The organism is Psychrobacter sp. ANT_H3 (assembly GCF_027919975.1).
Classification (GTDB): domain Bacteria; phylum Pseudomonadota; class Gammaproteobacteria; order Pseudomonadales; family Moraxellaceae; genus Psychrobacter; species Psychrobacter maritimus.
Genome location: NZ_JAQISM010000001.1, coordinates 115,289 through 127,741, shown reverse-complemented (window position 1 = coordinate 127,741; position 12,453 = coordinate 115,289). Strand labels below are relative to the sequence as shown.

The window sequence follows — 12,453 nt, the reverse complement described above, 5'->3', positions numbered from 1 at the left end:
TGCTAATTAACCTTATCTATCAGCATCCACCAAATCCAATACTGCTTCCGTTAGCGCAAACTGACGGACATCATTAAGCATCGTTACATCAAAATTATGGATAAAGGCCAATGACAGTTGGCGCGTAGGGTCACACCAAGCAACCGAGCCGTTATAACCCATATGACCAAAGCCTTGCGCCCTATCATTACTCGCTTCGCTGTCACAAAGACTAAAACGGCGATGATAGCCCAAACGCCAATTCATTTTTGCAGGCATCACTGCATCCATGCCGGTAACTTGCGGGGTTGATAGCTGCTGAAAGGTTTGCTCATCAATCAGTGTCTGCCCCTGCCATGTACCGCCATTGGCTAGCATGGCATAAATAATTGCTAATGCTTGCGCTGAGGCCACGCCATTGGCAGCAGGGATAACAGCCTGTAATGTGCGTTTATCATAATAATCAATAGGTTGCTTATTGGCTAAAATAAGAGCGGATTTATAATTTTTTAGATTAAGCTGGCTATTATTAAAGTATAAACGATTAATTTTTGCCGTATCTAGACTGGGTAGCTCATCTACCGTTGTACTTTCGTTTATACTTCCATTTTTACCATCACTTGCGCTTGCTTGATTGGTTAGCGCTCTTTTTTGCCAACAAGCATAGCTTGGTAGACTGGTGTAAGTATGCAAAGTATTGGCAGAGTCCGCCCTTAACACTGGTTTACTACGGCGAGGACGCGCTTGCACGCTTTGTTGACTGCTTTCTAGGTTTGTTCCTAAATCGCCTTCTTGCTCTGCTACCTGCTCTGCTGTCTCAAAATACTTAACTAGATGCGCAACGTCGTTTACCTTGTTCTCTGGTACGCCAAAATAACAGCTATCTGCAATTCCAAGAGGCTCGGTTAAATAATGGCGCAATGCCTCAGCTAATGGCATATCAGTAACAGCTTCTATCACGCCGCCTAACACCCAGCCATAAACCAGCGCGCTATAAGCACTCTCATATAACTCACTCTGTTCTGGGGCGGTTATCGGCATGGCAGCAACTTTCTCTAGCATCATATTCCAATCAAGCACGGTTTCATTATCGACATCGATACTTTGAATCGAAAATAAATTGCCCTGATGCGACATCACGCGACGCAGCGTAATCTGCTCTTTGCCCTGCGCCGCAAAAGCTGGCCAATAATCAGCAATCGGTCGGTCATAATCAAGTAATTGCTGTGATACCAATACGTGAACTAAGGTCGCCAAAATACCCTTACCCGTCGAAAAATTAAGCGATAACGTATCAGGACTCCATGACAAATCCGCGCGTGCCATGCCCACACTTGCTTGAGCGATGCATTGTCCCGCCTGATAAACCACCAATGCCCCACCGGCTGGCGCATCATCAAGCTGTAAGTCCGTTAGCAGTTGTTGTAATCGTTGCTGAAGATCAAGGTTAATGGCGACAGTTGATTTAATCGCTTCATTCGGGGCGCTTGATTCATGGACGTTGTTATTATTTGCTTGCGCATTATTTTTTATCATTATTTACTCGCTTTATTTTTAATCTGAGTTATAAAAAACCATTATTACACTTAAAAAACTGCCTGCTGATAAAATTTACTCAATAAAAAGGCAACCTATTGGTCGCCTTTTTATTGAGCCCTGCTAATCAGTATAAATGGAATTGACGATAGCTTAGCGCGGCACTAATAAACGATTATGAACCTCTTCTGCAAGCTTCGTCAAACCATGACTACGCCCACGTTCCATTGCCGTATCCATTTTACGCCCACGTAACCAGCCGGCACGCAGCGCAATTGCTGCGCCAGCACGATTGCCAGAGCCACAATGCATAACGGTTTTTTTGCCATGATGCTGACGTAGGATGTTATCAAACGCCAATATCTTTAGCTGTTTTAAATCATTCGCACCGCTTATAGGTAGCTGCTCATAAGCCATGCCAGCACCCTCGACCGCCGCTCGTTCATCAAAACTTAGCTCATCATCAGGTTGCAAGTTAATCACCAACTCAACGCCAGCGGCCGCCAAAGCGGCTACTTTTGCTTCATCGAGCGCACCGCAGACAATGGTATTTGCCTCTGGACGAAAATAAGGCTCAAAGATACTTGCTAAATTGATACCGTTATCTATAACGCTTGCAGCATTTTGTTCGTTAGTATCGCTTTGCACGTTGGCAGCGCTTTGCTCATTAGCAGCGCTTTGGTCTATCACAGCTGAACTATCAGGCTCAGCTGCGCTTATTGCATTTTCATGTAAAGTCATAATTAGTGAGGTATTCGTGAAATATGAATGTTAGAAATATGGCCTATTTTACTGGTTGTCAGCTTGCAATTTAATCACACCTGCAAGATGCGGCTTGTCATTCTTAGCGCTATATAAGCCAAACTCACAGCTATCGTCTGCATTTTTAAGCTGTGCGACTGGTTCCGCAATCAGCTCTACTTCAGCGGGCAAAAAGATAGGCAGTTTAAATGACACTTCAACCGTACAAGCATCTGGCAGCTCATCCATCAAAGCCAAACATTTGGCCTTTGACCACATACCATGAGCAATGGCTTTTGGGAAACCAAACGCGCGTGCTGATAGTGGATGCAAATGGATAAGGTTAAAGTCACCTGAAACAAACGCATAACGACGACCGATATCTTCTGGTACTTCAAAGATGCTGTGCACACCGTCTTCATTGACTGCTGGCTTCACGGTTACTGGACGCGGCGTGCTTTTTTTATCTTTGCTGCTTGATTTTTTGCCGCGTGATAAATAAGTAGAGGTCCCTTCCCAAATGACTTCATCATTTGATTTCACTGTGGTGACAAAATCAAACTGCTGACCTTGGGCATGGTCGCGCAAGTTATCAAATTTTACCGCCATGGCAACCGTTTCACGCTCACCGATAGGACGATACTGAGTGACGCTATTATCCACGTGTACCAAACCTAGCATGGCAAATGGAAACGGCTCTTTGACCATCATATTCATCTGCAACGTCTGTGATAAGACTGAAAAATACGTCACAGGCACTTTGCCATTATCAGCGAAACCACAAATTTTACGATAGTCATCAAGATTGCTTTGATCGATGTGCAAGTCATCTACATAATAGGTCGCTTGTGGCAATTGGTCGCGACTGATTTTTCCGCTATTACCGATAGGCAATAAGCTCTTAACAATATTAGCATAAGTGGTATGCGCTTTTGGCAACGCATCATAATGTTTGTCTGACATAATAAATCCTAAGTGGGGCTTGAGCAAATTTTCTGGCTAGATGTAAAATGCGATGCATTCGTTTATTAGTAAGTGCATTGACTGATACTTACTTTGATTAATATTTACTTTGATTAATATTTACTTTGATTAATACTTGCTTTAAGTAATATTGACACTTATTTTGATTAATATAGGTTTTGATTAAAAGGTAATTTCGCCCAACAAAGAGGGTCACTCCCTTTACCCAATCCAGCTATTTATCATTATAGTAATAACCCGCCGCCAACGTAAAAAACCATCTAACAAACCGGGCAAGTTATTATTACTGTGTTTTTATCATAAAAAAGCCACCCTAGGGCAGCTTTATTACAATTTATCAGCAATTTTTTCGTAAGCATATGTGAGGTAAATCTAAAACCTTACTGGATATCATATACTTAGTGCAAGCTTAATTGAGATTAATCATCTATGTTATTAAGCAAAATTTTGCCTGCATTATATTTACTAAGCACCTAATAAGCTTTGACCACACACACGTACAATGTTGCCATTTAGTCCGCCAGAAGCTGGTGAAGCAAACCATGCAATGGTTTCAGCTACGTCTACTGGCAAGCCGCCTTGGCTCATTGAGTTCATACGGCGACCGGCTTCACGAATGGCAAATGGAATCGCTTCTGTCATTTGCGTTTCGATAAATCCTGGGGCAACAGCGTTAATCGTCATACCTTTCGCATTGTCTTCTAACTGTTTAGCAGTGGCATTGACCAAACCAATAACGCCTGCTTTCGAGGTTGCATAGTTACTTTGACCTAAGTTACCAGCGATACCTGAGATTGATGAGACGCAAACAATACGCGCATTTTCTTTTAGCACATCATTATCAAGCAAGTAGCGGTTTAGCTTGGCAATACTGCCCAAGTTGATATTGATGACCATATCCCATTTTTGCTCGTCCATGTTGGCAAGCGTTTTATCACGCGTGATACCAGCATTATGAATCACTGAATCTAAACCGCCACGTTTTTGCGCAGCTTCAGCGATTTCTTTGCCCGCATCTTCACTGGTGATGTCGACTGTTAGGACTGAACCACTGATTTCGCTTGCCACTTTTTGTAAGTCAGCTTGCTGCTGTGGTACATCAAGACAGATAACGTGAGCGCCTTCGCGCGCTAAAACACGAGCGATTGCTTCACCAATACCGCGACTTGCGCCCGTAACCAGCATGGTTTTGCCGCCCAAAGGCTGTGCCCAATCAACGTCAACGTTAGCGCCGTTACTGACACGTACCACTTGTCCTGAAACATAGGCTGAACGTGCTGAGGTGAAAAAGCGTAATGTTGAGTCTAAGTTTTGCTCAGCGCCTTCGGCAACATAAATAAGCTGGGCTGTGATACCGCGCTTAAACTCTTTACCGACCGACTTCACAAAACCTTCAAGCGCGCGCTGAGCCAATGCCGCTTCGATATCGGTGAGGTCTTCTGGTGGACGACCAATAATAATAACGCGACCTGACTTTTCTACGCGGCGCGCAACAGCATGAAAGAATTCATACACTTGCTTTAGCTCATCAGCATTACTGATATTACTGGCATCAAATAATAGGACTTTAAATTTATCATCGCCGCCTGTATTGGCCTTGGCTTTAACGCCGGCATCAGACAGCACATCTTTCACATTATCACTGCTATTTACAAACACGTCAGCATGCAGCTCTGACAAAATACGGGCTACTGACTCACTGATGGCGGTATTATCACCATTAGCACGACCAACCAATACGCTACCACGTACCGCAGGCTGGCCACTATCAAAACGATCAAGCTCTACTGGCATAGGCAAGCCTAAGTTTTTTGCTACTTTTTTACCAATAGAAGACTGAACAAAATCACCATAACGGTCTGACATAATATAATCCTATAATTAACGAGTAAGATAAAAATTAACGGGTAAATAATAGTAAACAAAAATGCAATGCGCCTATTATAAAGACTCACCAGCACTATCATTGATAAAAATTATTAGCATTTAGTAAATGGGCTTAAAACTGCCTCAACTATACACTTCCATGCGAAACAAGTCCAAAAGCCACTAATGTCTATAACAATCTGTAGACAAGCCAGTATACAAGATGGCTGCTTTTTCTCGGGTCAAAAACACCAAACTTATGCTAAAATCTAACGTATAAGTTATGGCAAACGCATTTATAGATAACAATATATTATCAAAAGCTCTGTTATGCAATGCAAATAATCAACACTAGCCAGTCGAAATGGCTGTTGTTAACTGACGTGGAGCGTTATTAACCCTTGCGATAGCTTAAACATAGTGTCACATCATTTGCCAAAGGCATACAGTAAGGCCGTAAAAAACGCCTTATGATAAGCCACTGCATTTTAACCATTGTTATGTAATATAATCGCTGTCATTAGATAGCAATCATTCAGTAATAGTATCTGTATACGATTTTTTTTAATGTTTTAAGACTTTTTATTAAGCACTTTTTTACTGCTTTTTTTAATTAATACGTTCTTCCCTTTTTTCTTCTACCCATACTTTTTAAGGATAATATTATGAGTAATAAAAATAATCACCCTGATAGCCCTGTTGTTGAAAGCACCGTTGTAAAAGCCAGCGATACAAAAAATACCGAATCAGCTGCGAAAGAGTCAGCTGCTAATTCAAAAGCGACTGAGTCGAAAAAAGCAGATACTAAAGCCAACGACACTAAAGCGACTGATACAAAAACAGCCAGCTCTAAAAAAGACAGCGCTGCTAAAGATGACAACAAAGCCAAAGAAGCGGATAAAAAAGCGGATACGACTAGCGCTAACAAAACCACTACTACTGCTAAAAAAGCCAGCCCAACCAAGCTTAGCTCAGGTCAACATCGCGTGGCTATCTTAGGCGGCAACCGTATTCCTTTTGCTCGCTCAAATGGTACTTATGCAGATGTCAGCAACACTGACATGCTAACCGCAGCATTAGATGGTCTGGTTGAGCGTTTTAACTTACAAGACAAAAAAGTCGGTGAAGTGGTTGCTGGCGCAGTCATGAAACTGAGCCGCGATATCAACTTAACGCGTGAAGCGACATTAAGCACGGCATTGAACCCACATACCCCAACCTATGATATCTCACAAGCTTGTGGTACTGGCTTGCAAGCAACGTTTGCTGCTGCCAATAAAATCGCCCTTGGTATTATCGATTCGGCCATTACTGGCGGTGTTGATACGACTTCTGACGCGCCTATCGCAGTTGGCGATGGCTTACGTAAAGTGTTGATTAAATTGGGCGCTGCTAAAGACAACAAACAACGTCTAAAAGCGCTAATGGGTTTAAATCCAAAAGACTTACTTGATACCCCGCAAAATGGCGAGCCACGTACCGGTTTATCAATGGGCGACCATCAAGCGATTACCACACTTGAGTGGAACATCAGCCGTGAAGCACAAGATGAGCTTGCTTTTACTAGCCATCAAAACCTAGCGCGCGCTTATGATGAAGGTTTCTTTGATGACCTAATCACCCCGTATAAAGGTCTGACGCGCGACAATAACTTGCGCCCAGATACTACTTTAGAGAAATTAGCTAAATTAAAGCCTGTATTTGGTAAAAAGAACGCCAATCCTACCATGACAGCGGCTAACTCTACACCGCTAACGGATGGTGCTTCTTGTGTACTATTAGGTACTGATGAGTGGGCGGCAGCAAATGGCCTGAAGCCTTTGGCTTATATCGTTCATCAAGAAACCGCTGCTGTTGACTTCATCGGTAAGTCTGGCGATAAAGAAGGCTTACTGATGGCGCCAGCTTATGCAGTACCGCGTATGCTTGAGCGTGCTGGTCTGACCTTGCAAGATTTTGACTTTTATGAGATTCATGAAGCGTTTGCCTCACAAGTATTATCAACTCTTGCTGCTTGGGAAGATGAGAAATTCTGTGCAGAGCGTCTAGGTCTTGATGCGCCATTAGGTTCTATCGATCGTAGCAAGCTAAACGTTAATGGTTCATCACTTGCCGCCGGTCACCCATTTGCTGCAACGGGTGGTCGTATCCTAGCTACTGCTGCTAAATTACTGGATCAAAAAGGTTCAGGTCGCGCGCTTATCTCTATCTGCGCCGCTGGTGGTCAAGGTGTAACTTGCATCCTAGAGAAATAATTACTCTAAGATATCCTTAGACAGTCAATAGCGTTAAGCTTTTAAAACACCCTTTAATCCAATGATTAAAGGGTGTTTTTTTGTCTAAATAAAAGTGTTATAAAGCGAATGCAACAAGCAAACACTGCTCACTCATAGCTGCATCATTAGATATGTTAAAATAGCGGTATAAAAGGCATTTATATAAAAATTTGTCATATAAAGAGCTGTCATCATAAAAGGCAGTCATAAAAATAGGTATTAGGAGCTTACTATGAGCAAGGATCCCTCGTCGATTGATCAGCAAACCTTAACCACGACCAAGCGGCGTGAGCTATCAGCGCTTGAACAAGGCAGCTTCATTACCCGAATGGATAAAGAGGTGTTTGGCGATGAGCTGCGCCGAAAAATGCATCAAGACTTGATAGATAGCTATGATGAAGAGCTTGAAAATGAGATAGACGATTACGTGCGCGACTTCCGTTTTGATGGGCGCGAGATGAGTGAGCAAGAAAAGCTTGATCGCCGTACCTATTTTCAAGAGTTATTGCGACTGCAACGAGAGCTTATTAAGCTGCAAGATTGGGTGGTTGAATATGGTGAGCGTATTGTCGTGATATTTGAAGGGCGTGATTCTGCTGGCAAAGGCGGCGCTATCAAGCGTATTACTCAGCGTTTAAACCCACGTGTCTGCCGAGTGGCTGCCCTACCTGCTCCAACAGAACGTGAGCAATCGCAGTGGTATTTCCAGCGCTATGTGGCGCATCTGCCTGCTGCTGGTGAAATTGTCTTATTTGATCGTAGCTGGTATAACCGTGTGGGCGTCGAGCGCGTCATGGGATTTTGTACCGATGCCCAGTACGAAGAGTTTTTCCAATCGGTACCTGAATTTGAGCGCATGCTGGTACGTTCAGGTATTCGCTTGGTCAAGTATTGGTTTTCGATTACCGATGATGAGCAACATTCACGTTTTATGAGCCGGATTCATGATCCACTTAAACAGTGGAAACTGTCAGCGATGGATTTGCAATCACGCCGCCGCTGGGAGGATTATACCAAGGCAAAAGAAACCATGTTTGAGCGCACGCATATTCCTGAAGCGCCGTGGTGGGTGGTCGAAGGCAATAATAAAAAACGCGCACGGCTAAACTGTATTGCCCATTTACTTGAGCAAATCCCGTATAAAGAAGTACCGCGTGATGAGGTCGAGCTGCCTGAACGCAAGCGCGATGACGAATACTACCGCGAGCCGATTCCTGATGATATGTATGTGCCACCGCGTTATTAAATAAACAAATTTATGCACGTATTATTTAATAAAATATGACGCATGAAAAAGCAGCCTTATACATTTATAAGGCTGCTTTTTTTATATTATTTCGCTAGTATTTATAATAATCATAGCGAATACGATTGCTGATCTGTAGAAACACTACATGGTATAAGTCGACTGTAAACTATCAATCTTACCGGCCAATAAACGCTCGACCTCATTTTTAATTCTTAGCCCAGCGATATCTGTACCTATCTGCACCCCAAAGCCTGCTGGACGGCCACTTTGGCTTTTAGAATTAATCCAAACCACCTTGCCGTTCATAGGCAAGCGTTCGCTAGAATTGGGCAAAGTCACGGCAATAAAAACCTCATCGCCCAGTTTTTGTATTCTATCAGACGGCACAAATAACGCGCCATTGGTCACAAAGGATAAATAGCTTGCGTATAACGTTTCCATATCTTCAATATGACAGGTTAAAATCCCGCCACGTCCTGGCATTGCCATAGTCAGCTTCCTTTATGAGTGAGGTTTACTTTATTTTAATTTAATTTATAAATACGCCAATTCTTGCATCAGCTTATCATAAGCGAATTTTTCTTGCACATTTTGTTGTAGGGCGATTTTTGTCTGTTGCAGACTGTTTATAAACGCCTCAAAGCTACTTTCAGCAGGTTTATAATTGCTGAAAGAGGCGGATAAATCAATGTCCTTTTGCAGCGCATCGAGACCCAAACATACGCGGCGCATATCGACCAGCATCAGCTCCGACAGTTGAATAAACTCGCTCATACTCAGCTGGGTTTGCCAATAATCGCTTGCCGCAATGCTACTGCGTTTACCGCTACGTAACGCTTGCCACGTTGTCAGCCATAACGCGCGCTTACTATACCAAGGCGCTTGTGCAAGGGCAACCGCTGCTAAAGGCGCACCATTTGCCAATTGTATCAGCTGCTCAATGGCCGCCGTGCCGACCGCCTCACGGTTGACCGTACTGCCTAAAGCATGAGTGACATAATCGACTGAAACAGCAGGATCAATCGTTTGCAATGCCAGCTGCTGAACGCGGCTTTTTATGGTTGGCAGTAACTGCGCCGGAGTATCACTGATGAGGAATAAATGCACTTGCGCTTGCGGCTCTTCCAAGGTTTTAAGCAGCGCATTAGCCGCAGCAATGGTCATTTGCTCTGCATAATCTAGCACACAAATCCGCATACCCTGCCCGCCTTGATAAATAAATGGCTGTAGAGCACGGATATCATCGACTTTTATTTTCAATGCGGCGTTACTAGCAGCTTTGGCAGATTTTTTGTCTTTTGCGGTGCTAGTTGCTGCTTCTTTAGCATGAGCATTATCGGCACTGACTGGCATACTAATCATTGGCAAGACTTGTAAGCTTGGATGCGTCCCTGATCTAAGCCATTGACAGCTCTCACAAACGCCGCAAGCGCCGAGCGGATGGCTATCGCGCTCGCGGCATAATAACCATGCTACCAAGCGCCAGACAAAAGCACGCTTACCCATCCCTTGCATACCGGCCGCTAAGAGCGCGTGCGGTAAGGATTGCTGCGGCATTAACACCCGCTTGGTCAGCTGCGACCATAACTCATTTTGCCACGGTAGTAACGGTGCAAAATAAATACTATCGCTCAAAGGCACTGTGCTGGTCATTTCAGTTATCTCACTTATGGTCATCGCTCAATGCTTTTAATGCGTTCACTACCTTTAACACGTTGAACACCTTTAATATATTCAATCTGCTAATACACTTAAAACCTTTAAAGACCGAATAAACCAATTATTTTTAATCAAAAATATTGGTTTTTTACTTAGGCTATTATTAATTATCTATATCAGCAGTTTTGAAAATCTATTAAACTCATGGCATTTAGACGGTCCAAATCTTCTTGGGTATCGACGCCTGCTGGCAGATGACAGGCTGCTGGGGCAATAGCAATATGGCCACCATTTTCTAATACCCGTAACTGCTCTAAGCTTTCCAGTGTTTCGAGTGGCGTTTGCAACCAGTGTACAAACTGCTGTAACAAGCTGACGCGGTAGGCGTATAACCCTAAGTGGCGATAAGCATTTTTTGGCGCTTGCTGCTGTGTAGCGCTGTCCTTTGCCAATACTGCATCACGGTCACACGGAATCGGCGCACGGCTAAAATATAATGCTCGCTGTAAACCGTTAGACGCCTGACTGACAACTTTCACGACCGATGGGCGCATAAACGTCTCGTAGTCTTCGATAGGTTCGCATAAAGTCGCCATCACGCTCTCGGCATCTTGTACCAACAACGCTTTAACTTGCTCTAATAATAACGGCGGTACTAAAGGCTCATCACCTTGCATATTGACCACGATATCATGCTCAGCCCAGCCTTTAATAGCAGCGACCTCAGCCAAGCGATCAGTTCCTGACGCGTGCGCGCTACTCGTCATCACCACATCAAAGCCTGCCTCTCTACAAACTTTAGCAATTGCTTCGTCATCCGTGGCAATACACATATCATCAGCAAAATCAGCCAACTGTGCCTTTTCAGCTACCCACAGTATCATTGGCTTGCCATGGATAGCTAATAATGGCTTGCCAGGTAAGCGGGTACTTTTAAAGCGCGCAGGAATAACAATATGCGTTTTGGCTGGCATTGTTTTAGTTGCTGACGACATGATTTATTCCTATAAAAATTATCTAAGCTTTTAGCCATTATTGATATCAATATTTAAAGCTTTTAATTGCTGCTGTAAGCTGTCATAACAACTGTCCGATAACACCGCAGTCACTGGCAATACCCATAGGCGACTGACAAGCTCTTGATACTCTTTACTAAGTGGTTGGCGACTAATCGCATCCAATAGCAGCGCCCTGATTTTGACCGCGTCTTTGCTAGTCACAATGATAGGCTGCTCGGTATATTGTAAAAGCTCATGCAAGTTAAAATCATAATGATCCGGATAAGCATGGCCAATGACATCGAAGCCAAGCGATATTAAGGTATCAAAAAAACGCTGTGGATAGCCGATACCGCTTACCGCATGTACCCGACTATTTGACGTGGGTGGCATAGGTAGCATAGGTATTTTTTCTGCTGTGACATTTGAGCCATCTATTTCAGCAGCAGAAGACCATAAAAGCTGTAATTTATCAGCTTGTAGATGCATCGTTAAACGCTTAGCTTGATTGTTATTATCCGTCGCTACCATCTCTGCTTTTTCATGATAAACCACATTTGCGCCTTGTAAGCGTGACATGGGTTCACGTAAAAAACCGGTCGGTAGCAGCTGCTGATTACCAAAGCCGCGTGATGCATCAACCACTATCCATTCGATATCACGTTGCAGCGCATAATGCTGCAAGCCATCATCAGCAATAATCAGTTGTAAATCAGGGTAAGCATTTAATAAGGTTGTAATCGCTTGTTTACGATTGGGGCATACTGCCATAGCAGCGCCTGTCATATTAACAATTAAAGAGGGCTCGTCCCCTACGATGCTTGGCAAGCTATCGGTATGCACCAAAGCTGGCATCTGGCTGTTATCACCACCATAACCACGGCTGATAACGCCCACCTTTAAGCCTTGCTTTTGTAGGTGAGTGACTAACTCAATAATTAACGGTGTCTTACCGCTGCCACCTACCGTAATATTACCGATAACCATTACTGGAATAGGCGCACGATAGCTTGAAAGCAGGCCTATTGTATAAGCCTGCCGACGTATCATCGTAATGAATCCATACAACCAGCTCACAGGCAACAGTAGCCAGAGCCAAGCGGCCTGACGTTGCCATGCACGCGTCATTGTGGTTTCAATACTCATGATGATTTGTTACTTATCC

Annotated in this window: 10 protein-coding genes; 2 read left to right on the top strand and 8 right to left on the bottom strand. The window is 43.7% G+C overall.

Annotated features, from left to right (window positions below):
- Nucleotides 1-12 precede the first annotated feature (12 nt).
- The 4 genes from PG901_RS00490 to PG901_RS00475 form a co-directional block, all read right to left on the bottom strand.
- Nucleotides 13-1,515 carry a serine hydrolase domain-containing protein gene (locus PG901_RS00490; RefSeq protein WP_271133085.1) on the bottom strand — a complete coding sequence of 501 codons (1,503 nt, stop codon included), beginning with the start codon at nucleotides 1,513-1,515 and terminating at the stop codon, nucleotides 13-15.
- 153 nt (nucleotides 1,516-1,668) lie between these two features.
- A complete protein-coding gene (locus PG901_RS00485) occupies nucleotides 1,669-2,256 on the bottom strand; it encodes a beta-lactamase hydrolase domain-containing protein (RefSeq protein ID WP_271133084.1) in 588 nt (195 codons plus the stop codon).
- A gap of 48 nt (nucleotides 2,257-2,304) precedes the next feature.
- Nucleotides 2,305-3,219, bottom strand: coding sequence for a MaoC family dehydratase (locus PG901_RS00480; RefSeq protein WP_183617744.1), 915 nt, complete (start codon nucleotides 3,217-3,219; stop codon nucleotides 2,305-2,307).
- Nucleotides 3,220-3,705: 486 nt separating this feature from the next.
- Complete coding sequence (locus PG901_RS00475) at nucleotides 3,706-5,106, bottom strand: 3-oxoacyl-ACP reductase (protein WP_271133083.1); 1,401 nt, start codon at nucleotides 5,104-5,106, stop codon at nucleotides 3,706-3,708.
- Between the two features lie 665 nt (nucleotides 5,107-5,771).
- Between PG901_RS00475 and PG901_RS00470 the strand changes: the two genes are divergently transcribed.
- Nucleotides 5,772-7,361 (top strand): acetyl-CoA C-acetyltransferase, encoded by a 1,590-nt coding sequence (locus tag PG901_RS00470; protein ID WP_271133082.1) that lies wholly within the window; start codon nucleotides 5,772-5,774, stop codon nucleotides 7,359-7,361.
- A gap of 253 nt (nucleotides 7,362-7,614) precedes the next feature.
- On the top strand, nucleotides 7,615-8,628 hold the full coding sequence (gene ppk2 / locus PG901_RS00465) for a polyphosphate kinase 2 (protein ID WP_271133081.1): 1,014 nt from the start codon (nucleotides 7,615-7,617) through the stop codon (nucleotides 8,626-8,628).
- A gap of 144 nt (nucleotides 8,629-8,772) precedes the next feature.
- Here the strand turns inward: ppk2 and PG901_RS00460 are convergent, their stop codons facing one another.
- From PG901_RS00460 to lpxK, 4 genes are all read right to left on the bottom strand, one after another.
- The gene (locus tag PG901_RS00460; RefSeq protein WP_271133080.1) at nucleotides 8,773-9,120 is read right to left on the bottom strand and encodes a PilZ domain-containing protein; all 348 of its coding nucleotides are present in this window, start codon (nucleotides 9,118-9,120) and stop codon (nucleotides 8,773-8,775) included.
- A 45-nt stretch (nucleotides 9,121-9,165) separates the two neighbouring features.
- The gene (locus tag PG901_RS00455) at nucleotides 9,166-10,284 is read right to left on the bottom strand and encodes a DNA polymerase III subunit delta' (RefSeq protein ID WP_201624252.1); all 1,119 of its coding nucleotides are present in this window, start codon (nucleotides 10,282-10,284) and stop codon (nucleotides 9,166-9,168) included.
- A 182-nt stretch (nucleotides 10,285-10,466) separates the two neighbouring features.
- Nucleotides 10,467-11,285 carry a 3-deoxy-manno-octulosonate cytidylyltransferase gene (kdsB, locus tag PG901_RS00450; protein ID WP_271133079.1) on the bottom strand — a complete coding sequence of 273 codons (819 nt, stop codon included), beginning with the start codon at nucleotides 11,283-11,285 and terminating at the stop codon, nucleotides 10,467-10,469.
- A gap of 30 nt (nucleotides 11,286-11,315) precedes the next feature.
- Nucleotides 11,316-12,434, bottom strand: coding sequence for a tetraacyldisaccharide 4'-kinase (gene lpxK / locus PG901_RS00445; protein WP_271133078.1), 1,119 nt, complete (start codon nucleotides 12,432-12,434; stop codon nucleotides 11,316-11,318).
- Nucleotides 12,435-12,453: the final 19 nt, after the last annotated feature.